This window comes from Candidatus Bathyarchaeia archaeon, from assembly GCA_041447175.1.
Taxonomy (GTDB): domain Archaea; phylum Thermoproteota; class Bathyarchaeia; order Bathyarchaeales; family Bathycorpusculaceae; genus JADGNF01.
Map to the genome: position 1 here is coordinate 1,804,443 of CP166960.1, position 20,733 is coordinate 1,825,175.

34 protein-coding genes are annotated in these 20,733 nt (G+C 50.0%); 20 read left to right on the forward strand and 14 right to left on the reverse strand.

All coding sequences use genetic code 11. The features are described 5' to 3' along the window. Positions 1-15 precede the first annotated feature (15 nt). The 7 genes from ACBZ72_09390 to ACBZ72_09420 form a co-directional block, all read right to left on the reverse strand. A complete protein-coding gene (locus ACBZ72_09390) occupies positions 16-1,335 on the reverse strand; it encodes a hypothetical protein (GenBank protein ID XES76382.1) in 1,320 nt (439 codons plus the stop codon). Between the two features lie 5 nt (positions 1,336-1,340). Continuing rightward, complete coding sequence (locus ACBZ72_09395) at positions 1,341-1,610, reverse strand: hypothetical protein (protein XES76383.1); 270 nt, start codon at positions 1,608-1,610, stop codon at positions 1,341-1,343. Continuing rightward, positions 1,571-2,791, reverse strand: coding sequence for a hypothetical protein (locus ACBZ72_09400; protein XES76384.1), 1,221 nt, complete (start codon positions 2,789-2,791; stop codon positions 1,571-1,573). The genes ACBZ72_09395 and ACBZ72_09400 overlap by 40 nt, the downstream gene beginning before the upstream one ends. Further along, entirely contained in the window at positions 2,791-3,030 is a 240-nt protein-coding gene (locus ACBZ72_09405) for a hypothetical protein (GenBank protein XES76385.1), read from the reverse strand. The genes ACBZ72_09400 and ACBZ72_09405 overlap by 1 nt, the downstream gene beginning before the upstream one ends. Positions 3,031-3,097: 67 nt before the next feature. Then, on the reverse strand, positions 3,098-4,063 hold the full coding sequence (locus ACBZ72_09410) for a phage major capsid protein (protein ID XES76386.1): 966 nt from the start codon (positions 4,061-4,063) through the stop codon (positions 3,098-3,100). A gap of 10 nt (positions 4,064-4,073) precedes the next feature. Further along, positions 4,074-4,499 (reverse strand): DUF2190 family protein, encoded by a 426-nt coding sequence (locus ACBZ72_09415; protein XES76387.1) that lies wholly within the window; start codon positions 4,497-4,499, stop codon positions 4,074-4,076. A 43-nt stretch (positions 4,500-4,542) separates the two neighbouring features. Further along, positions 4,543-5,733 (reverse strand): hypothetical protein, encoded by a 1,191-nt coding sequence (locus tag ACBZ72_09420; GenBank protein XES76388.1) that lies wholly within the window; start codon positions 5,731-5,733, stop codon positions 4,543-4,545. Positions 5,734-5,871: 138 nt separating this feature from the next. Between ACBZ72_09420 and ACBZ72_09425 the strand changes: the two genes are divergently transcribed. From ACBZ72_09425 to ACBZ72_09450, 6 genes are all read left to right on the forward strand, one after another. Next, positions 5,872-6,045, forward strand: a complete 174-nt coding sequence (locus ACBZ72_09425; protein ID XES76389.1) for a hypothetical protein — start codon at positions 5,872-5,874, stop codon at positions 6,043-6,045. Between the two features lie 132 nt (positions 6,046-6,177). Continuing rightward, positions 6,178-6,519: a hypothetical protein gene (locus tag ACBZ72_09430; GenBank protein XES76390.1), complete on the forward strand. Its 342-nt coding sequence runs from the start codon at positions 6,178-6,180 to the stop codon at positions 6,517-6,519. Positions 6,520-6,630: 111 nt separating this feature from the next. After that, entirely contained in the window at positions 6,631-7,104 is a 474-nt protein-coding gene (locus ACBZ72_09435; protein ID XES76391.1) for a response regulator, read from the forward strand. A gap of 384 nt (positions 7,105-7,488) precedes the next feature. Next, positions 7,489-7,935 (forward strand): transcriptional regulator NrdR, encoded by a 447-nt coding sequence (nrdR, locus tag ACBZ72_09440; GenBank protein ID XES76392.1) that lies wholly within the window; start codon positions 7,489-7,491, stop codon positions 7,933-7,935. Next, positions 7,932-10,058 carry a ribonucleoside triphosphate reductase gene (locus ACBZ72_09445; protein ID XES76393.1) on the forward strand — a complete coding sequence of 709 codons (2,127 nt, stop codon included), beginning with the start codon at positions 7,932-7,934 and terminating at the stop codon, positions 10,056-10,058. The genes nrdR and ACBZ72_09445 overlap by 4 nt, the downstream gene beginning before the upstream one ends. 15 nt (positions 10,059-10,073) lie before the next feature. Then, positions 10,074-10,751, forward strand: coding sequence for an anaerobic ribonucleoside-triphosphate reductase activating protein (locus tag ACBZ72_09450; protein ID XES76394.1), 678 nt, complete (start codon positions 10,074-10,076; stop codon positions 10,749-10,751). Between the two features lie 57 nt (positions 10,752-10,808). Here the strand turns inward: ACBZ72_09450 and ACBZ72_09455 are convergent, their stop codons facing one another. Beyond that, a complete protein-coding gene (locus ACBZ72_09455) occupies positions 10,809-11,057 on the reverse strand; it encodes an SWIM zinc finger family protein (GenBank protein ID XES76395.1) in 249 nt (82 codons plus the stop codon). A 131-nt stretch (positions 11,058-11,188) separates the two neighbouring features. Between ACBZ72_09455 and ACBZ72_09460 the strand changes: the two genes are divergently transcribed. Further along, positions 11,189-11,461 carry a hypothetical protein gene (locus ACBZ72_09460; protein ID XES76396.1) on the forward strand — a complete coding sequence of 91 codons (273 nt, stop codon included), beginning with the start codon at positions 11,189-11,191 and terminating at the stop codon, positions 11,459-11,461. Here the strand turns inward: ACBZ72_09460 and ACBZ72_09465 are convergent. Beyond that, a complete protein-coding gene (locus tag ACBZ72_09465) occupies positions 11,458-11,730 on the reverse strand; it encodes a hypothetical protein (GenBank protein XES76397.1) in 273 nt (90 codons plus the stop codon). The two genes, ACBZ72_09460 and ACBZ72_09465, sit on opposite strands and share 4 nt — an antisense overlap. 120 nt (positions 11,731-11,850) lie before the next feature. Here ACBZ72_09465 and ACBZ72_09470 point away from each other — a divergent pair, with 120 nt between their 5' ends. Both ACBZ72_09470 and ACBZ72_09475 read left to right on the forward strand, forming a co-directional pair. Further along, positions 11,851-12,069 (forward strand): ribbon-helix-helix domain-containing protein, encoded by a 219-nt coding sequence (locus ACBZ72_09470; protein ID XES76398.1) that lies wholly within the window; start codon positions 11,851-11,853, stop codon positions 12,067-12,069. A gap of 4 nt (positions 12,070-12,073) precedes the next feature. Further along, the gene (locus ACBZ72_09475) at positions 12,074-12,343 is read left to right on the forward strand and encodes a type II toxin-antitoxin system RelE/ParE family toxin (protein XES76399.1); all 270 of its coding nucleotides are present in this window, start codon (positions 12,074-12,076) and stop codon (positions 12,341-12,343) included. A gap of 14 nt (positions 12,344-12,357) precedes the next feature. On the opposite strand, the gene ACBZ72_09480 is transcribed toward ACBZ72_09475, so the two are convergent. Both ACBZ72_09480 and ACBZ72_09485 read right to left on the reverse strand, forming a co-directional pair. Beyond that, positions 12,358-12,756: a type II toxin-antitoxin system VapC family toxin gene (locus ACBZ72_09480; protein ID XES76400.1), complete on the reverse strand. Its 399-nt coding sequence runs from the start codon at positions 12,754-12,756 to the stop codon at positions 12,358-12,360. Further along, positions 12,737-13,006 carry an AbrB/MazE/SpoVT family DNA-binding domain-containing protein gene (locus tag ACBZ72_09485; GenBank protein XES76401.1) on the reverse strand — a complete coding sequence of 90 codons (270 nt, stop codon included), beginning with the start codon at positions 13,004-13,006 and terminating at the stop codon, positions 12,737-12,739. Before ACBZ72_09485 ends, ACBZ72_09480 begins: the two co-directional genes overlap by 20 nt. A gap of 198 nt (positions 13,007-13,204) precedes the next feature. Between ACBZ72_09485 and ACBZ72_09490 the strand changes: the two genes are divergently transcribed. The 6 genes from ACBZ72_09490 to ACBZ72_09515 all read left to right on the forward strand — a co-directional run bounded on the left by ACBZ72_09490 (position 13,205) and on the right by ACBZ72_09515 (position 15,206). Beyond that, complete coding sequence (locus tag ACBZ72_09490; protein XES76402.1) at positions 13,205-13,426, forward strand: AbrB/MazE/SpoVT family DNA-binding domain-containing protein; 222 nt, start codon at positions 13,205-13,207, stop codon at positions 13,424-13,426. After that, a complete protein-coding gene (locus tag ACBZ72_09495; protein ID XES76403.1) occupies positions 13,398-13,904 on the forward strand; it encodes a type II toxin-antitoxin system VapC family toxin in 507 nt (168 codons plus the stop codon). The genes ACBZ72_09490 and ACBZ72_09495 overlap by 29 nt, the downstream gene beginning before the upstream one ends. 100 nt (positions 13,905-14,004) lie before the next feature. Then, complete coding sequence (locus tag ACBZ72_09500; GenBank protein XES76404.1) at positions 14,005-14,298, forward strand: nucleotidyltransferase family protein; 294 nt, start codon at positions 14,005-14,007, stop codon at positions 14,296-14,298. A 34-nt stretch (positions 14,299-14,332) separates the two neighbouring features. Then, on the forward strand, positions 14,333-14,668 hold the full coding sequence (locus ACBZ72_09505) for a DUF86 domain-containing protein (GenBank protein ID XES76405.1): 336 nt from the start codon (positions 14,333-14,335) through the stop codon (positions 14,666-14,668). A 45-nt stretch (positions 14,669-14,713) separates the two neighbouring features. Next, on the forward strand, positions 14,714-14,944 hold the full coding sequence (locus tag ACBZ72_09510) for a hypothetical protein (protein XES76406.1): 231 nt from the start codon (positions 14,714-14,716) through the stop codon (positions 14,942-14,944). Next, positions 14,937-15,206 carry a type II toxin-antitoxin system RelE/ParE family toxin gene (locus tag ACBZ72_09515; GenBank protein XES76407.1) on the forward strand — a complete coding sequence of 90 codons (270 nt, stop codon included), beginning with the start codon at positions 14,937-14,939 and terminating at the stop codon, positions 15,204-15,206. The genes ACBZ72_09510 and ACBZ72_09515 overlap by 8 nt, the downstream gene beginning before the upstream one ends. Positions 15,207-15,267: 61 nt before the next feature. On the opposite strand, the gene ACBZ72_09520 is transcribed toward ACBZ72_09515, so the two are convergent. Further along, positions 15,268-15,918: a hypothetical protein gene (locus ACBZ72_09520; protein XES76408.1), complete on the reverse strand. Its 651-nt coding sequence runs from the start codon at positions 15,916-15,918 to the stop codon at positions 15,268-15,270. 229 nt (positions 15,919-16,147) lie between these two features. On the opposite strand from ACBZ72_09520, the gene ACBZ72_09525 reads away from it, so the two are divergent. The 5 genes from ACBZ72_09525 to ACBZ72_09545 are packed head-to-tail and all read left to right on the forward strand — an operon-like array spanning position 16,148 to position 20,040. Next, positions 16,148-16,546, forward strand: coding sequence for a hypothetical protein (locus tag ACBZ72_09525; protein ID XES76409.1), 399 nt, complete (start codon positions 16,148-16,150; stop codon positions 16,544-16,546). Then, positions 16,543-16,800: a hypothetical protein gene (locus ACBZ72_09530; GenBank protein XES76410.1), complete on the forward strand. Its 258-nt coding sequence runs from the start codon at positions 16,543-16,545 to the stop codon at positions 16,798-16,800. Before ACBZ72_09525 ends, ACBZ72_09530 begins: the two co-directional genes overlap by 4 nt. An 11-nt stretch (positions 16,801-16,811) precedes the next feature. Further along, positions 16,812-17,162, forward strand: a complete 351-nt coding sequence (locus ACBZ72_09535) for a hypothetical protein (protein XES76411.1) — start codon at positions 16,812-16,814, stop codon at positions 17,160-17,162. Between the two features lie 2 nt (positions 17,163-17,164). Then, positions 17,165-18,598 carry a terminase large subunit domain-containing protein gene (locus tag ACBZ72_09540; GenBank protein XES76412.1) on the forward strand — a complete coding sequence of 478 codons (1,434 nt, stop codon included), beginning with the start codon at positions 17,165-17,167 and terminating at the stop codon, positions 18,596-18,598. Next, positions 18,598-20,040 (forward strand): ATP-binding protein, encoded by a 1,443-nt coding sequence (locus tag ACBZ72_09545; GenBank protein ID XES76413.1) that lies wholly within the window; start codon positions 18,598-18,600, stop codon positions 20,038-20,040. Before ACBZ72_09540 ends, ACBZ72_09545 begins: the two co-directional genes overlap by 1 nt. Here the strand turns inward: ACBZ72_09545 and ACBZ72_09550 are convergent. Further along, positions 20,014-20,250, reverse strand: a complete 237-nt coding sequence (locus tag ACBZ72_09550; GenBank protein XES76414.1) for a hypothetical protein — start codon at positions 20,248-20,250, stop codon at positions 20,014-20,016. The two genes, ACBZ72_09545 and ACBZ72_09550, sit on opposite strands and share 27 nt — an antisense overlap. A 226-nt stretch (positions 20,251-20,476) precedes the next feature. Continuing rightward, complete coding sequence (locus ACBZ72_09555; protein ID XES76415.1) at positions 20,477-20,680, reverse strand: hypothetical protein; 204 nt, start codon at positions 20,678-20,680, stop codon at positions 20,477-20,479. Positions 20,681-20,733: the final 53 nt, after the last annotated feature.

The window sequence follows — 20,733 nt, forward strand, 5'->3', positions numbered from 1 at the left end:
CATTTTGCCAAAGAACTAAAGAGAAAGAACAGGGGGACTGCTGAGTTTTTTGCGGTTCAAGTTCAACACTGCGCGCCCAGACGCAACGTCCACCATGACCGCGGGCCCAATCAACGTGCCAGTTATCTTCTGCTCCGTTGAAGACACGTAAGCGGTTTTGCCGTCAGCTATATCGCCGGCGGTTGCGGTTCCGTCCAAAGCTGCAGACAAAAGGCTGATTTGCAGTTGAGTTTTCTGCGTAAGCATAAGGCTTTCAGTGTGAGTCTGCATACCCGATTTGCTCATGGTTAATATATGGGGACCTTTATCTTGCAGGGCATCCCCATGCGTCTGATTGTAGTAACCACGCGTAACAATTTGAGTAGGAATAGCCCCCGTGGTTTCGTCAGCGACACAGCGGAAAACCTCCAGGCCCGCATTATCGGTGAGCACGACAGTAGCGCCTGGAGTTGTATCAAGGTCTAGTTCGTATTGACGGTTGACAGTTGCCGTGGCGGTTCCGTAGTTAAAGGTCCAAGCGGTACTTAAGCAGTTGACCATGTTAATGGTGTAGGTGCGGGCAGCCGAAAACCAAACTAAAGCACCCAAAGGAACCACAACATCCCAGTTAATCAGGGTGTAGGTCCCATCAAAGTAGGGGGCAAAAGCGTAGTAGGCTTTCGAGATGTTTATGTTGCTGACGGTTACGTTAGCCGGCGGGGCTTGGTACGCGATTGAAACGCCGAGAATAGTGCAGCCAAAAGGAATAACAGTCCCTGCTAACCCAACTCCGCTGGAAATAATGGAGTTCCACACCCTAAAAGTGCCTGAGTTTCCGTTGAGCCGCATGTTTTGTGAGCCAGAGTTTATGAAGAAACAGCCATAAACGTTGACGGCTCCGCCGTTGTTAACGATTGCGTCACCGTAGTATGCTGATTGAGCCAAAGAAAAGCAGACGCCTTGATCAGTTTGATGGACAGCCTCATCAAGGGACCTGCCAAAAGTAACCATCGCGTTTGACGCGACAAAAATTAGGCTTTGACCATGGGCAGTTAAAATGCTGGACCCAAACGATAGCTGCTGAAAAGTGCTGGCAAAGTACGTTGGGGTGGTTCCGTCGCCGATGACCAGTTTGCATTCGATTAAAAACTGGCTTTGACCTTGCAGGTGAATTTTGCCCCAGCCCCCAGCCAAATCAGCGTTGTAGAGGTCTATGAATCCGAGGGGGACGCTGCTGGTGCCGCCTACCGCCGTGACCGCATTTGCGGAGGAGTCATAGGTTATTGTGCCCGTCACAGTCCAAACCTCATACGGACATACAGCAGTTGGGCTGTCGCATATAGATTGAAGCCTCAACCACCTTAAGCCCGCTCCACATTGGCTAAGGTCCCGTTGGCGTTCCAAGTAAAAGTCAAAGTGAAAAGCAACTCCGCACCGCCGTAGGCTGAAAGCGCCGAAACGTTGCCGTCGCCGTTCCACGTGAAAGCCAGCTTAGTGATGCGTTTGCCTGAGGGAGGCGCCATGATACCGTTTAAGGCGCTGTGGATGGCGCGGTAGGCTTCTTCGTATCTGCCGTAGGCAACCTCCCCCACTACGCTTCCTCCGTGCCCTGCATCTCTTGGGGGATCCACAGTTCCCACCCGAACTTCAAAGCGTTTTTGCGGAACTCGTCTTCCCGAATCAGCTTCAACTCCGCCGCCCTCAACAAATCCGCCACATTAACCTCTTTAGTTTGGGGGGTTCCCCAATGCAACCGCACCTGCGCTTTAGAGGGGTCAAAACCCGCCTGAGAAAGCACCGCACTAAAGAGTTCGCGTTCCACTTGCCGCTTGATGTACCGCTGCACGGGGTGGATAAGCATGTTCTGCAGTTCCAGAGCCGCCTTCGCGGAAGCCTCGGTGAAGCCGGGTGTGCTAAACAAGCGGGGCAAAGGGGTTTCACAGCCCAAATAGAACTGGTTAATCAGGTGGTCTACGTAGTATTCGAAGCGGGCTCGCGGGTCCAGCGACACGGGTTGGATGGTGCCTTTGCCGTTGTAGAAGAGCCAAGCGCCTTCTTCGCCGCGGTTCTTGATTGCTTTCTCAAAGTTGCGAATCGTGTTCTCGTCGGCGCGTTCCAGTAGCGCCAACACGTCTGGTCCCGCGTACTTTTCAAAAATCTTGGGCATGATGCGTTCGATTTTGGCTTTCATCCACGCAAACGCTGGACGCTTATCCGAATGCAACGTCAACGTATGCAGCAACACCTGCAAAACGCCCGTGCCGTAGCCTGACTGGTCAAGCGGGTTAATGCACCAATGAATCACCGCTTCGGGAGCAAGGTTTTCGCCGCCATATTTGTGCCGCAGCTTGTAGCTTTCGACTTTGTAGGCGACTTTCAGGTTGCTTGCCGCATCCGCCAAAGTCCGCTGCTCAATGCGCTCCACCGCGTCCACAGGCAACCTACGCAATTCCATAAGGTTTTGGGGGGTAAGTTTGAGCCAGAAGTCGTTGCCGCAGGCAATCAGCGTCCGAGCCATATCCTCCAGCAACGCGTCTAGGTTTACGGCTTCGTTGAATTCGTCAACTGCCCGTTTGGCGTCGGCTGCCTGCGCGTAGCTGTCGTTTACGGTGGTGTAGAAGCCCGAACCAACCGCTGATGCCGCCAACAAATCCACACTGGACTTGCAGGTAGGGTCACGTTCGTAAAGAGCCATGACCTCGCACAGAGGCACAGTGGGGGTTTCGTAAATGGTGGATTGCTGGGGAAACACGTAGCCACTGCGGGTTTTAACGGGCAAAGCTTCAGTTAAGCGTTTTAGGATTTTGCTCACTAAATGACCTCCAAAAATTTGGTTCCTTTCGCGGTTATAATGTAGGCAGCGCGGTGTTCTTTGCCGCTTTTCTCCACGTAGCCACCCTGAACCAAGTAACGAAAGATACCCTCGAAGGTGGCGTGCGTGCCGAAACGGCGAACCGTGCGTTTTTCCAGTTCAGTGCGGCAAAGCGGCTGCCTACTCAGCTCTCGGAGAACGGTCTTTGCCAACTGCATTCGTTCAGCTAAACGTCTCATACTCATCACCTGAAATTTTGGTTAGAGAAAAAAGGGGAAAAAGATGCGGCATCAGCGGCGCCTCAAGCTATTCTGGTGCGGTGAGGGAGGTGGCTATGTTGGTCATTTTCGCGATGGCGTTGCTTCGCAGGACGCCCACACCAAAACGGGTGGTGGCTCGGACTCCGTACTTGCCGTTTTTGATGTCTTCCCAGTCATCCACCGTTATGTCCCGACGCAGAAGCATCACAGACGCAACCCGCGTATCAACCGCATAAGCCGTCCCGTTTGGGACCAGAGTGCTGGCGCAAACCCGCATACCCAAAACGCTGCCGATGCTGCCCTGCTCCAAGTTCGTCTGCTCGGAGGGCAAATACTGCGCATGGATAAACTTGTCGTCGGTGAGCAATTGATGCAGCTGGGTCTCGTTGACTGCCAAAACGGTGGGGCTCCAGTTTTCTTTCCGCACCGCTTCATGCAGCTTCACCAGCCCCGTCCAATCCATCGCGGCGCTCTGCTGGTCAATGGCTGCTCCACCCGCCAAGTCGCCCGCTGCGACAGCGCCGTAAAGCGCCAGAACCGCGTTAGTTTCTTCGGCGCCTAAGGCTCTGCCGACTTTCTCCACCATACGGTCCAGAACGTTCCAGGTGGCATCTTCGAGGAACTCACGGGTCCACTCTTCCGAGGACTCCGCAAGCACGTTCGTGTAGACATCCACGTTGGTGTTTTTCTTGCCGCTTAGTCGGGCTGCGGCGCCTTCCGCATAGCGGTAAGCCACAGCGTCAGCTTCCAGCGGGAACCGCTCCATCGCCTCAGATGTGGGCAGCACGGTGATTATGCTTCTGCCAATCATCTCAGGGTAAGCCGCCTGCACCAGTGTGTCATGCAGCCGACCCACGGCGCCCACCGAATCACTGAACAGTCCCTCTCGAACGCCGACTTCGCAGTACCGCTTCAGAAACGGATGCATACCCGCCTTGTGCCGCAGGTTCTCCACGTGCTCTTTGAATTCGCCGTCGCGCTGCATCAAAGACTCAAAAAGTTTCGGTTTCATGCCATCTGCCTCACAGTCGGATAAAAAGCAGGTCGTTTGCGGCTGCGGTGGTTTCCAATGCGGTGCCGAGTTTGCGGTTGTAGTAGATGGTGTAGGTGGCGGTTCCGTTTTCGTTGACGGCTTGGTCGGACAGCATGAGGACACGTTTGGAGGCGTCTGCGCCGTAAACGGCTTTGCCGCGGGTTATGGCTCCGCCTGCCTTCACTTTAACCCTACCATGGGTCAAAACGGGGCATTGGACGCCTGTGGCGGCGTCTTTAACAGCTATGCCTATGCATTCTTGGGGGGCGGCAGCGGGGCTGACCTTGTGGTCGGCGCTCAGATAGACGGGGTCACCTTTGGTCACCTGCACGGCGGCTTCAAAAGACTCCACAACCGCGTTGGGGTCGTCGGTTTCGCCTATAGCCATCCAGCTTTTGCCTGTGCAATCAGTCATATTTTTCATCTTCTCCAGTTTTTCGTTTTCACCAAGTTCATCCTCAGCTACTCGCGGTCACCATGTGACTGTGATTTTGGCGGGTTTGCAGCTTCAAAATCGCTCGGCGCAGCTCCTGACACATTCGCTGCGGACCCAAACTCCAGCTACGCTGCACCAGCGGCGAAGGCAAAACCTGCTCCATGAGCTTAATGGCTTCGCTGACTCGAAGGGTAGGCTCAAGGGGCTTTGCAAAAAGGCTCTCCACACTGCTAGTTTCAGCCGACGCAGGAGGGGCTTGCGGGTTGGATGCTGTGGGGGTTAAGTAGTCGGGGTGTAGCCGCAGCCAATCCTGAATCCGCGTTTGGTCCCAAAGCTTGTCTTTGGCAAAAAACAGCGCCATCGTCCGCTGCACCTCAGGCTGACCACGAAGCTTGCCCATGAGCGCCAACACGCCGCCTTCCCTGTCCAGCCAAACCACGCTGAAATGTTCAGGCAAAAACGCTGCGGCGTCAGGTTGCAGGAAACCCAAAACGTATTCTCCTCCGATTAAGGGTTCGGCTGCGTTTTGCAGGTGAAGTTTTTCCATGATTTGGATGTTGGCTTCGGGGATGCCGGGTACGGCTACGAGGCTGATTTCAGCGTTGTGTAAGCCATGGGGAACTTTGCCGCTGAGTAAATCCACAGTTTCATAGTCGGCGCCTACGCTAACATGCTTGACGAGTCCTTTGCGGATTTTGTCGGCGGTTTCTTCATCAAAAACCTCCGCCTCATACAGCAGCCTCTGCCCATCCCAGGTGGCTTTGGTGACTTTTCCCACGGCGTTTGGCACCGCCACATGCTCGATGTACATGGGGGCATCCACCAGTTTGCCCGCAAAACGCTGCAGTTCGGCAGGCGTGTAAAAATTGAGGTTCCGACTCATGCCCGCCGTTAAGGCAACCCCTCGTATGCGGAGGGGTTTTTCGGTGATTTTCTCCTGAATTGAAAGGAACCAAACGGTTCTGCCCCGTTCCGCAAGGGTTACCTGTGGGTGCTGCTCAAGCCACATTTGGGCTTTTTGCAGGGTCCAGCCGGTGGTTTTGTCAAAAAGGTAACTTTGAATTTCCAGGGCGTCCTTGCCTTTGGGTTTGCCGACTACGGCGTGGATGCCTTCTTCTTGGCTTAAGGGAACTGTTTTAAGCGTGTCGGGTTCAAATTCGTCGGGGCTACGGTGCCCGCTTCGGATGAATTGTTCGGTTTCTTCCCAGGGCATTTCTGTTTAACCTCACATATCTGATAGCACAATTAAATACGGGGAAACCCAAAAGGCGACTTGTACCCTCTGTTGACGCGCGCAAGGGACAACGCGTGACCATCAGGAGGGTAACTTGAAGTAAAGTAGTGGTGTGTCGTGGCTAGAAAATGTGTAGTTCGGGTCGTTTTAAGCAAAGAGCAACGGGAAATCCTGTGTGAACTGTCAAGGCGGCTGGGAACCAGCGAAAGTGAAACATTACGCATGGCGTTTATGGATTACGCCAAAGAGGTAAGTTTAGTCAAGGAGAGTTTACATAAAGGACAAAAGTAGGCGACACGTGCAACACATAGAGCAAAAAATGCACCTCCAAGATTCATTAGCTTTAAATTACAATATAACCATAGAATGGTGTACTCTTCGCTGTTGAACTGCAAAGTTCCAAGGCAATAGCGTGGGTTCGAAATGGCTGCAAAACCAGATGGCTTTAATAAAATTCTGCTGGACTCTATAGATGGAGCCCTGCTATCATTAGGAGAATCAGCAAAGCAATCGATTTACTTCCACATCGAACACAACTACAAAGTAACCAGAAACCAAATCCCGCAAAACTTGGAACAATTCCAGAGGGCACTTGAAAAAATTTTCGGCTTAGGCTCGCAGTATCTGGAAATTTTAATCATGAAAAATCTTTACGCCGGAATTGGTTGCCCCCTTAATATGGAGGCGACTAAACAGCTTGAATTCATCGCGTACATCGATATGGCTAGACAGAACTTTTTAAACAGCTCCTGTGTAAGGCAGTAGCTGCGAAGTAGGTTTTGAATCTGGATTTGAGATTCGTAAGCCCTTTATTTTTCAAAAGCACACTCACAGTTAGACAGATTCCCGTTACGCAACAACGTGGAGTTAAGACATATGGATAAACCAACCAGAATCCTCATAGTTGACGACGACGAAAACATACGGAAAGTGCTTCAAACCATCTTAGAAGACGAAGGCTACGTCGTGGACACAGCAGAAACAGCCAAGAAAGGTATAGAGAAAAGCGAAAACGCCTTCTTCAATTTGGCACTGATAGATGTACGGTTGCCCGACATGGAAGGCATTGAGTTGCTGCCTAAACTGCGCAAAACTACACCCAAGATGCGCAAAATCATCGTTACGGGGTACCCGACCTTGCAAAACGCAATGGGAGCAGTTAACAAAGGCGCCGACGCGTACGTTATGAAGCCGTTTGATGTGGAAAAAATATTGCAGACCATCAGAGAGCAGCTTGAGAAACAAAACGAAGAAAAACGGTTCAATGAAGAAAAAGTTGCCGAATTCATCCAAACCCGTGTTCAAGAACTGGACTCAGAAGCCGAAGCAAGCAGCAAGAAACACTCCTGAACAGGGTTTGCTTATATAACTCCTTTTTCCCAAGACGTTGGAGTTAACATAGGAGGCACTTAGGGGGAAAGTATGAAAAAAATGTGGGAAAAAGTTTGTTTTTTTACTGTTTACGGCGTAAATTGGGGTTTTATTCAGGGTTTTAGAGGAAAAAGTTAAGCTCTGTGGAGATTGCGTTTTTAGGGGCTATTTTCACGAAAGAGCCGTTTGCTGCATTTTTTGTTTACTGCAATTTTGTGTATTTCCACGGTATGTTCAGAGGCATATCAAGGGGGCTATTGTAAAATTACTGTAAAAACACCTTATATACGCGCTAAACATAGCGTGTATGGTAGTGGGCTGCACACTATCGACGAGAAAACATTGGCACAGGCTGCCCGAAAAATGAAATGTCCATACTGCGGATCAGAAGCGAAAACTCTGGAAACACGAGATTCCCCAGAAAACACTACACGCCGAAGAAAAGAATGCATCAGTTGCGGCAAACGGTTCACCACCTATGAATACGTGGAAACCATCGAAATGATGGTCCGCAAAAAAGACACCAACCTTGAACGGTTTGACGCTAACAAAATTATCCGCGGGCTGCAGAAAGCATGCGAAAAACGGCCAGTAACAATGGAGCAAATCCACCAGTTAGCGGGGCGCGTTCGGCAGGATTTAATGTTAAAGGGCAAAGAGGAAGTTTCGTCGCATGAAATTGGAGATTTAGTAATGAAGTACCTCAAAGACTTAGACCGCATCGCCTACATTCGTTTCGCGTCGGTTTACAAGAAGTTTGAGGAGCCTGAAGATTTCAGGCGGTTACTTCTTGAGGTGAAAAAAGAATGAAGTATGTTAGAAAACGTGATGGAAAACTAGAACCTTTCGATCAAGAGCGTATTACAACAGCCGTCTGGAAAGCTGCTAAAGCCGTTGGCGGAAGAGACCGCAAACAAGCAAAAGAAATCAGCGCCCAAGTTATGGCTGAATTGAACAGCCGATTCGGGGAAGACGGTTGCCCCACCGTAGAAGAAATTCAAGATATAGTTGAAAAAATGCTTATCGAACACGGTCATGCCCAAACCGCCAAAGCCTACATCTTGTACCGCAAACAGCACCAAGATATGCGTGAACTTGCTGCACTTCTAAGCTCCGCAGACCTTGTCGACCAATACTTAGAGGTAGAGGATTGGCGGGTTAAAGAAAACAGCAACATGAGCTACTCACTTCAGGGTTTAAACAACTACTTATCCTCCACCGTCATCGCAAAGTACTGGATAAGCCGCATTTACCCTGAAAACATAGCCGAAGCACACTTTGCAGGCGACATCCACGTTCACGATTTAGGCGTTCTGGGACCCTACTGCGTAGGTTGGGACATAAGCGACCTGCTCATGTCAGGATTTGGCGGTGTTGCAGGAAAAATCGAGAGCAAACCCGCAAAACACTTTCGAACCGCATTGGGGCAAGTTGTGAACTTCTTCTACACCCTACAGGGCGAAGCCGCTGGGGCACAAGCATTTAGTAATTTTGACACTTACTTAGCGCCTTTCATACGGTATGACCACTTGTCACAAAAAGAGGTGGAGCAGGGACTACAGGAATTCTTCTTCAACATGAACGTACCCACCAGAGTCGGCTTCCAAACCCCATTCACCAACCTAACATTGGACTTAACTGTCCCTGACTTCATGAAAAACGAAGGCATAATGTTCAACGGAAAAATTACCCAAGACACCTACGGCGACATGACCAAAGAAATGGAAATGTTCAACATTGCCTTCGCCAACGTCATGGCACAAGGTGACGCCAAAGGCAGAGTCTTCACCTTCCCCATCCCAACCTACAACATAACCAAAGATTTCGACTGGGACTCCAACGTAGCCCAAAAAATCTTTGAAGTCACCGCCAAATACGGCGTCCCCTACTTCAGCAACTTCGTCAACAGCGACATGAAACCCGAAGACGTTCGCAGCATGTGCTGCCGCCTACGCATAGACAACCGCGAACTACGCAAACGCGGCGGAGGCTTCTTTGGCGCAAACCCCCTCACAGGCAGCATCGGCGTCGTCACCCTCAACATGCCCAGAATTGGCTACCTCTCCAAAAACGAAGACGAATACTTTGAACGTATAGAACGCGTCATGGACATAGCCCGCGCCAGCCTAGAAATCAAACGCAAAACACTAGAAGCCTTCACAGAAAGTGGCCTCTACCCCTACAGCCGCCGCTACCTACGCCACGTCAAAGCAAAATACGACCGCTACTGGAAAAACCACTTCTCCACCATCGGCATAGTGGGCATCAACGAATCCTTAGTGAACCTGCTGGGACAAAACATCAGCTCCAAAGAAGGCTTAGAATTCGCAGTTAAAACCATCGAGTTCATGCGCAAAAAACTCTTAACGTTCCAAGAAGAAACAGGCGACATCTACAACCTTGAAGCCACCCCCGCCGAAGGCACCGCCTACCGATTAGCACGTATAGATAAACGCAGATATCCCAACATCATCTTCGCAAACCAACACCAAGTTGTCGCCAACAATGCAGAACCCTTCTACACCAACAGCAGCCAACTACCCGTAGACTTTAACGGAGACCTCTTTGAAGCACTGGAAAATCAAGAACAGCTACAACCCCTCTACACAGGAGGCACCGTCTTTCACATATTCCTGGGCGAGCGGCTACACTCCTGGAAGTCAGCCGCTGAACTCATCAAAAAAGTCTCCAACAACAGTCGGCTACCCTACTTCACGTTGACCCCAACCTTCAGCGTCTGCCCCAACCACGGCTACGTAAGCGGCGAACACAAACAGTGCCCCCTCTGCGGAGCAAACAGCGAAGTCTACAGCCGCGTCGTAGGCTACCTCAGACCCGTAGACCAATGGAACGACGGCAAACAAGCAGAATTCTCAATACGAAAAACCTTTGATAAATCCATGGTCATGGTTGCACCAACCATAACCGCCTAATGAGTGACTGCACAAATGAAGTTTAGCGGACTACAAAAAGTAAGCCTCATTGATTACCCCGACAAAATCGCCTCCGTTCTTTTTACTCCCGGATGCAACCTGCGATGTGGATTCTGCCACAACTGGCGCATAGCGGTAGACCCCCAGCCGCCGTTTCTGCAGGAAGCAACCGCCGTGGAGCTGCTGGAAACACGGAAAAAATACGTTGACGCTGTTGTCGTCACAGGCGGCGAACCCTGCATGCACAAAGAACTGCCCCGGTTTCTGGCAAAACTAAAGGAGCGGGGGTTCTTGGTGAAGCTGGACACGAACGGCTTTTTCCCTGAAACTTTGGAGGAATGCCTGGGCAACGTGGATTATGTGGCGTTAGATGTGAAAACATCCCCCAAGAAGTACACGCGGCTGGGCGCATCCGATACAGTTGGACTGATGCGGGCAGTGGAAATGCTCAAAGCCGGCAAAGTCGCCTACGAGTTTCGCACCACAGTTGTTCCAGACCTAATCACGGCAGAGGACATGGAAGACATCGGCGAAGTGGTCAAAGGCGCCTCAACCGTTGCACTGCAACAGTTCATACCCCAAGACACCTTGGATAAGAGTTTCCAAGCCTTAAGACCATATGCCCCAGAGGTTATCGACGGCTTTGCAGAAAACATGCAAAAATATGCTCAAAAAGTAGTGGTACGCGTATAGCAACCACGAAGTCAACCCCCAACCCTTTTTAACCACCTAAATGGCAGCACCTGCGGCTTAGTGGCTTCGGGCAATTCGATGCCGCTTCCCCAAAAGCTCCACCGCCGCGATGTGGCTGCATCGGCTTTTGGTCAGAAAACCCTGACAGTTACAGCTGAGTTTTCCCGTGTAATCCTCCACAACCGTGTAGGTGCCGTGGTCTCCGATGACGTTGTAGGCGCCGTTGCCAAGAAACTCCACGCGTCCAGACTGGGCAAGTTTGCGGGCTTTCTGATACATCACATCAGGTCGGAAATGTCGGGGCACTGTGCAGCCTCCACGGTACCTTAGAAGGGCAGGTGCAGGGATAAAGGTTTTCTGTTCCCACCCGGGTACGTTTCGGTTTCTGGCTTAAGGCTTATAACCGATGGGCAACAAACAGGAAGTGGGAATGCGTTGTGGCTAAATCTGACCCAGAAAAAGTTGCCGCCCAAATGGAGGACATGCAGCAGGAGATAAAAAACCTTCAACTGGCGCTGGGAGAACTTGTGGACGCCCTCATCACGGAGGCAAAACCGGATTTTTCGGAAATCAAAAAACTACAGACGCTAAAGAAGAAAGCCCTCACGCTGGGCGAAGAAGCCGTGGAAGAGGCACCAAAGCCCGTCAAAGCCACAAAGGCGAAGGCTAAACGGCGGAAAACAGCCAAAAAACCTAACGTGCCAGTTTAGGGCTTGAGTTTGTAAAGCAGCACAGCTACGGCAGCAGTCATTATGCCCAGCCAAAAAACTAAGTCCACAGCCAACGCGGAGATGTCTACGCTCCACGCGTTGGCGGGTTCAGCGAAGGTGCTTAACGTGTTTGTTGCCCACGTTAACGGCAAACCGTAGTCGACGTGTACGAAGTCGGGCCAGTTGTAGGTGAAGCCAAACAGAAGCGCCACGGCGGTTAAGGCGGACCATGGGAGCATGAAGGCGATGACAATTAGGGTTTTGCGCATGAGACGTAGAGTGGTGCTATTGCCTAAAAAGCGTAACTCAAGCGTGTAAGGTATAGCAATTTTGGGTTTTGAGAAAAGGTTTAAGTGATGTGTAAACAGTACTGTTTACGGTGACATTTGATGGCTCAAGTTCAACTCAGGCTCCCCGAAAAGATGGTCGCCGAAATTGACACCTGGGTAGCCGAAGGCAAATTCAAAAGCCGCAGCGACGCCATAAAAACCATAATCTCCCTCTACGAAGAACGCGAAAAAACCCGCCAATTCTACCAAATGCTCAACAAACGCAGCCAAGAAGCAAAAACGCACCCCGAAAAGCGGGTTCCCTTAGAGGAAGTCTAGAAGCGTGGTTTTCAGGGTCCTGCTGCACCCCACTGCGTCCAAGGCTCTGAAAAAACTTGACGAAACCAACAAAACCCACATCAAGGAGGCGCTTGCCGACGTTGCCGCTGACCCATGGAAAGCTGGAAAACCGCTGCATCCCACAGATTTTTGGAGCACCCGAAAAGGCGACTTCCGCGCCATCTACGAGATAGACTCCGCCCAAAACAGTGTAATTGTGCTCTTTGTTGGGCACCGCAAAAAAGTGTACACTGACTTCACTAAAATGCTCTAGTCGAAAAATCACAATTAACGGATTCTCATCAACTGCACGTCAATGCCATTGAATTCTTCGTCTCTGCCCACCACCAAAGTCGCGTTACATGCTTGGGCAGTTGCCACGGCGAAGGCATCTGCCAGTGACATGGCGTGTTTGCTTTTGATTTGGGCGGCTTCGCGCCACAACCCGTTGTCTGCGATGGGCACGATTTTTAGTCCGTAGAGCCGCAAGTTGCGCTGTTTCTCCTCCGCCAACGCAGGATCCAAACGGCACAGGATATAGCAGATTTCGGCCAAGTTCAGCAGGTTCATGTAGCCTTCTGCTTCGCCGTTTTGGATTTTCTGCAGCAGGTCACGGACGGTTTCTCCGCCTGCCTCGCCCAAGTAAAAAGCCAAAATTGCCTCAGAGTCAAACGCCAACCGGTCCAACCCGCTTCTCCCTCTCCTTGTCGGTTTTGGTTTCTTCTTTGCGTGCTTCCGCCAGCAGTTGCCGCGCCGTTTTTCCCTTGGCCAGGGGCTTTAGGGAGCCGAAGTCGTCGGTGGGGGAAGGCAGCGGCTTAAGCACAAGTCCGCATGCGTCTTCTTCAAAGACTACCTTGTCTTTTATGCCGTATTTTTGGCGTAGGCGTTTGGGGATGGTGGCTTGCCCTTTTTTGGTGACGGAGACAACTTCGACCAACTTTTTCACACAGTAATACTTAAAATAAAAGTAATACTTAAAGATTAAGGCATTACTTATTCTGGAACGCGGACAACACGGATTGACAATTAACAGAAGAAAGCACAAAACACAAACGAAAGCACCTGTATTGCTGTGCCCATTTGTTGGAAAGGTTTATGTGGGCAAAATCGCAGTAAATATTGTGGGTGTGTACAAGTGGGTAAAGCTAAGATGGATGAACGGGGCAGAATCCTCATTCCCCTTGACGAACGCGAAAAACTCGGCCTAAAAGCCGGAGCCGAATTTGACCTCACCAGACAAGACGGCACCCTAATCCTAAAACCCATCCTCCCAAAAATACAACACGTTAACGGAACCCGCCGCAGATGGGGCAAGGAAGCGTTCTTTGATGTCGGAGAAGCCACATTCAGTGAATAGTAGCAGCGAAACGGTGGAGAGGCGGGTTTTTGACCTCAGCGCCTTAGCCGTGTATCTGGTCAAGGGGCATCCGGGCTACGAGTATGTTTCGCCCGTTGTCGAAGAGGGGTTACGTGGGGGTTACGTTCCGATTGTTTTTGACTTTTTGCCGATGCGCGCTTACTGGATAATGACGCAACGGTGGAGGCTGCCTAAACAGGAATGCGCCGACACCGTCAAACAGTTCCTGCAAACCTATACAACCCCGCAGTACCCCGCCCTGACCCGCGAAACCATTCTCAAAGGGTTCCAGCTTGCCGACGAGCTTGGGCATGACGTGTTTGACTGTATGTACCTTGCACTTGCAAGGCAAGAAAATGCCTCCGCCATAGTCACGACCGATACGGATTTTGAGAAACTCTGCAACCAAACAGACCTAAAATACATTAACCCCGTGCCAGTTGAGGTTCTAAGACGCTTCAAAGAACAAAACAAATGAGTTTAGGTAAGGTAAACCTACTGAGCCTCTTTAGAAGTACTCAAGGAAAGTCAACTGAAGCAAAAAAGCTTAAACTCGCAAACCACCCATAGTCTTAATCATGCAAGACGCCGAAAACATCAAACGCATCCTCACCATGCATAAAGCAGAACTAAAACGGAAATTCAAGGTGAAAACCCTCGGTGTCTTCGGCTCCTACATCCGCGGCGAACAAAAAAGCACCAGCGACATTGATGTGCTCGTGGAATTTTCTGAGCCTGTGGGGCTTTTTGAGTTCATGAAATTGGAGAATTACCTTTCGGATTTGCTGAGTGTCAAAGTGGATTTGGTCTCGAAAAAAGGGTTGAAGCCGCATATCGGGGAACGCATCCTTGAGGAAGTCGTCATGATATGAAAAGGCGCGACCTTCAAGACTATCTCAGGATATCTTGGACGCCATAAAGGACATTTATGATTTCACCGAAGATACGACTTATGAGCAATTTATTAATGACCGAAAAACCCTCAATGCCGTTGTTCGCAGCATTGAAATAATAGGCGAGGCGGCAAAACAACTTCCCGACCCGCTTAAAGCAAGGTACAGTGAGTTGCCGTGGAGGGAAATCACAGGCATGCGAGATAAGCTTATCCACGCATACTTTGGCATGGATACCGAAACCCTCTGGCAGACCATCAAAGAAAACATACCCCCACTAAAGCAGACCATCCAAAGAATGCAGAAAGACCAAGAAAAAGGCAAAGCTGCAAATTCGTTTCCTGCATGAAAACCTTATAATTCCAAACTACGTATCCTTTTTCAGGTGCCAACCTTGACTCAGGCGAATTTAGATGAAGTTTACGCCGAAGTTAAACGCATGCGGCAAGAACTCAAGTCACTGGAGGAGAACCTTAACAGTCTTGAGGCTCGGCTGATTCCCGAAGAAAAGGTAACCCCTCAAGAGATGAAAGAGCTCAAAGCCCTCAAAAAGGAAGCTCTACAAGGCGAATGCATATCTTTTGAAGAAGTGCTCAAGAAGCACGGGGCAAAAAAACGTGCCTAAATACCGCCTGACTTTTCACCGAAAAGCCGAAAAAACCTTAGACACCCTGGATGAGAAAATCAAGCGGCACCTACTTGAGGAAATAAGCTGTTTAGCAGATTTTACTGGACTCAAAACCAATTTAGACATTGCAAAGATGCAAGGGCAAAAACACTTCTACAGACTGCGCACTCAAAAGCTGAGAACAGTTTTCTGTGTGGACCAAAAGTCAAAAACAATAATTATTTTGAAAATTGAGAAAAGAGAAAACGTCTATGAATGAGACCTCCTGAAAGTTTCAATAAATTGGAGGAACGCGGATAGTGAATTTCGGCAGTGAAAATTCATCTATTATCTGGACGCTCATAATCGAAATAAAACAAATTTGTTGTAATATAGAGTGGCGGACAATTTGAATCCCGTAAAATATTTTGAAGCACTTTAATGTGAGGTTCCATGAAAACCCCAATATCGCCTTCCTCTACTGACCACGATTCGTATTTTGGCTTTGCTACACCGTACTCGAATAACCTCAATATTGCGGGTTTGTGAACAACATTGAGTAAAAACGCACCTGCTAGAGCATCTCTCGCATTTTTCAGAGTAGATTTTTCGAAATTGCTACTGAATTCGTGCTTTATTTTATTGTAAGTTGTCCACCATTCAGGAGACGCCCCAGTTTCAAATTGCTTAAAAGGAAAAACTACTTCATTTTTGGGAAGTTTCTTAAAAAACACCTTTCTTTCTGATAGGCAATATTCTTTTCCGATGCTTAAGTAATCTCTTATGGTTGCTTTTTGAGCTTTGACTTTTTTAAGTATTTCAGGATATTTTTTTGAGAAATCAGGAAACCGAAACATCTCTTTAAAAGCTGAATCAATATGAGCACCTATAGCCAAAGTCAGGTTAAGTAATCTGAAAGAATACACGTTCTCGTTGCCCTCAAGATAAGGAACATACTTCGTAAAATCGATAAATTGGCGTTCCAAATCCAAATAATACTCCCAAAAATACCCATTTCGAAAGTTATCCCTAATGGTTTCCATAATGCCTAGAAGGAGTAAACAAAATAAAACAGTTTCGAACTGTAACAGGATATAAACAAATCCGAAAAAAAGCCCTTGATATACAAAACGAATTTACAAATTTATAAATTTATGAATTGATAAATTTTATAACACTTTAAAAGCATCATCTGCTTTTTTATCCATTTGTGGAATCATAATGAAAGAAATCCCAATCCAAATTAAGAACCTGACCGCAGGCGACCTCGTTCAGGTTGAGTGGACCGACGCCTCCATCGGCAAGAGCTTGAGCAACGGTTTAGGTGGCATTGATGTCCCCGTCAAAAGCTGGGGCATCTTCATCGGCGTCCTTGGGCAGAAGCGTCGGCATGTGATTTTGGCGCAGAACGCTTTCCGCTACAGCGATGGCCTCTACGACATTGACTACACCGCCGTTCCCGTGCCATGGACTATCAGCGCTACCGTGTTGGCGAAGGGGCATGTTTCGGCGGAGGAAGCCAAAGTCCTGCTGCACAGCTTCACCATCAACGAGAAATCCAAATCCGACGCGCACACGTTGGGGCGGTGTCTGCGTCAGCGGAGGCTACGGAATCATTGACGGATTGGGTTAAGCGGGCACTGACGCGGCGCAAAGGAGCCGACAAAGCAGGACAACAAACGGCAACAGAAGCGTTGCCAAGTGAGCGGCTAGTTTTAGGCGTCAAATTCGCCATCACCGTCACCTTTTGCCTCTCAGCCGTCGAAATCGCCCACCTTGCCCTGCTTGGCTGCTGGAACAGCGAGGTCTTTGCCGCCATCACAGGGCTATCAGGCACGATAATGGGGATTCTGATTTCACAAAGGACGGAGTGAGGCGAACCTATTTGGAGCCTAATATTGATTCGATGCAGAAACCTATAGAGGGTAGGAGCCGACAAGCCCAACCAAAGCGTTTTCTGCAAAGAAGAATCACCAACTTGGCTGAAAAATTTGACGGCGATACCCAAGCCATCCGAGCCCAGCTTATTTTGGACCTTAAAAGCCTGCAGGAGCTTGCGGTAGAACAAGTTCGGTCAAAAGAAGGCAGAAAAACGTTGGAACATCAAAGCTGGGCAAAACTAGCAACTTACATCAGCCAAGTCATCAACGGCATAACCAAAACCTACGACGTAACCCAAATCAAAACCGAACTGGACCAACTCAAAAAAGCCATAGGAGAACTCGAGAAGCAATGACCATGGCACAGTTCCAACGGGAAATCACGCGGTGCAAACAGAAAGCCGAAAAAGCCGCTCAAAAACAGAAACAAACCTACCCCAAAGACCCCGTGCAGTTCTGCAAAGAAACCTTAGGCTTCAACCCCACCTCCTACCAAACCGCGCTCATCAGGCAGTTTGAAGAAAACCAATTCGTCGCGGCAAGGTGGGCAAGACAAACAGGCAAAAGCCACACCATAAGCGCCCTGCTCCTCCACTTTGCGCTTACCAACCCAAACAGCAACATAGGCATCTTTGGTCCCAGCTGGAGACAAACCAAACTCATAATCAAACACATCAACGGCTTCCTCAAAAAACTCCCCACCGAAAACAAAAAACCCCAAAAAACCGCCGTCGCCCTCACCAACGGCAGCACCATCGAAGCATACCCCAACAACCCCGAAACCATCCGCGGACCCAAACTCCACATCGTCTACGCCGACGAATTCAACTTCATCCCCAACGACGAAGAACTCTACGACGCCAGCCTCTTCACGCTGGGCACAACCGACGGCAAATTCATCTGCACCAGCACCCCCTGGCGCACCGACAGCATATTCCACAAAATCTTTCACGACACAGCATACGAGGATTACGCCAAAAGCCACGTAACATGGCAACAAGCCGTCGAACCCAACGGTCCCCTCAAGCACAAAATCCTTGAACGCATCAAACGACAACTCGAAAGCGACCCCGCAAGGTGGAAGCGGGAAATGGAGGCGGATTGGGCAGAGAACCAGAACGCGTGGCTTAGTCAAGCCTTAATCACCAGCTGCATTGACCAAGCCTTGGAGTACACCAGTTTTGAGCGAGCCGCCAAGGGCTGCTTCTATGCGGGTTTGGATTTGGGCAAACACCAAGACCACAGCGTCCTAGCCATAATCCACGCCGAAAACAGCCAGCTGCAACTGGCGCATATGCATCGGTTCCCGCTGGGCACACCGTACGCAAGCGTAATTGGCTACGTCAAAACGCTTAACGACCGATGGCAAACCCTCCAAAGCGTCTTTGTGGACTGCAGCGGCGTAGGCGACTACATCGCCGAAGACATGCAAAACGCAGGCTTAGACAACGTAGAGGGCATCAAATTCACGTTGGAATCTAAACAGGAGATGGCACAGCACCTCAAACAAGCCATGACAGAAAAACGCCTATACATACCATACGACGGAGAGCTTATTGCGGAACTTAACGTTGAACAGTACGAGTTGTCCAAGGAAGGCAAAACCAAGTTTAGCCATCCGCAGGGCACACATGACGACCGTTTCTGGGCACTCGCATTGGCAGCTTACGCCACAAGAGTTGAGCCCGCCCCGCAGTTGTGGGTGGTTGCCAAAACCGCAAACACAGGCAAAACGCGGCTGCAAAAACTTCGCCACCAACGCGCCAAACACAAAACACAAGGGGAAACCTGATGACCCGCCGCAAAGAAACCCTTCAAGTCACCAAACTCAAACGGGTCTACAACCGCGCAAAGGGCACATTCTGCTTTGACATCAGCTACCAAACCGCACCTGCTCAACGTAGCCAACGCACACGGGAAGTGGCGGAAGCGTTTGGACTGGGCGAAGACACAACCCAGCAGTTCACCCTCTACGACAACGTGCAGCTAAAAATCCGCCCAACCGACATCGTGCTCATCACCGGAGACAGCGGCAGCGGAAAATCCGCCCTTCTCAAAGCCCTCAAAGCCGACCTAGGCACCGAAGCCCAGGACGCCAAAGACCTCAACATCAAACCCGACACGCCCATCATCGAGACTGTCGGCGAAACCACCACCCGCGCCCTGGAAGTTCTCAGCAAAGTCGGCTTAAATGATGCCTTCCTGTTTCTGCGCAGCTATGCGGAACTGAGTGATGGCCAGAAACACCGTTACCAAATCGCAAGCTTAGCCCAGACCAGCGCGCAGTGGTGGATTTTGGATGAATTCACAAGCACACTGGACCGGGACACCGCCAAAATTGTTGCCTATAACCTTCAACGCCTCGCCAGAGCGCAGGGAAAAGCGGTTATAGCCGCGACCACTCACGCGGATTTGCTGCGGGATTTGGTACCCAACGTGCACATCCACAAACGCTACGGCAAACAAGTCACCGTCCGCTACCACCCCAACGCCAAAGCCAAAACGTGCAGCTTAACCCGCCAAATGCACGTCGAGCAGGGCACAACCACAGACTACAAAGCCCTCAGCCCATTCCATTACCGAACGGGGCGTTTGCCGCCTTCACGCAACATTTTTGTCCTCAAACGCAAAGCGGAACTCTGCGGCGTCATCGTGTACAGTTATCCGTCGCCGATGTGTTTTGGACGCAGCAAAGCTTGGAGGGGCACGTTCACAGAGTTGCAGCAGCAAGTGAGTATAATTAGCCGTGTTGTGGTGCACCCCAAGTACCGCAGCATTGGCTTAGGCGAAAAAATCATCCACGAAACCCTACCTATCTGCGGCACACCCTACGCCGAAGCCGTCGCGGTTATGGCAAAATATAACCCGTTTTTTGAGAAAGCAGGCATGCAAAAAACCGCTCAAAGCCAACCCCACCCCGCCGTCACCAAAGCTCTGGCGCAACTGCAGTCGCTTGGATTTGACGCTGCATTGTTGTCCAGCGAAAGCCACAACCAACAGCGGCTCAACCAAATCGGCACACAACCTGTCCTCGAGGTGCTACAGGAACTGTCTAGGCTAAATGGCGCGGTACGCAAACGCATCGCGAACCTCACCAACGTTTACCCAAAGCATGAGGAATTTGTCAACAAAATCGGCAGCCTTGACGCTGGGGGTTTGGCGAAAGTTTTGAAGCGGCTGAGTTTTGCGGCGCAAACCAAGGTTTACCTATTTTGGGCGGGGAGCCAACTGTGAAGCGTTGTTTGGGGTTTGCGGCAGAGTTTGGTTGAGCAGGGTTTGGGTTTGGTTTAGAAGTTCCTCTTGCAGGGCGTTGTACTGTTCAAGTTGGGGGATGTTTGGGGTTTGCAGGGTTTGGGTAAACACAACGGTTGCATAGTTTATCACGATGCAGGAAAAGATGACGGCGGATGTGATGAGTAGCAGGGTTGATAGGTTTGTCTGCATTTCTTCTCCTGAAGGTGTTTGTGCGGATGAGGTTTATGCGGTTTTTATGATGAAGAAGAGATACAGTTGCCTGTTTGGGCTTAAAAGTTCAGAGCTAAAAAACGCAAATCCCGAGTTCAGGCTTTGTTTAATTTGACTTTTTACACATAAAATCGGCAAGAAACATGTACAACACAAATTCGTTAAGCACCCAAAAACACTTAAACATAACAAAAGCAATGCAGGGTCAGGGGCTTGGAAGGGGCGTTTGTTGAGTTTGCGGAAGAGTCTGGTTGAAAAGGGAGTCCGTCTGGTTCAACACCGAATCCTCCAACGCCCTAAGCCGATCCAGCTGCGGGATGTTACTGGTCTGCAAAGCACTTTGAACCACAACCACTGCATAATCGATGACAACACAGGTGAGAATAACTGCAGAAGTTAACAGCAGCAAAGTGGCGACCGAAGTTTGCTAGCCTTCTCCTTCCTCCTCAAACTCAAAAAAAC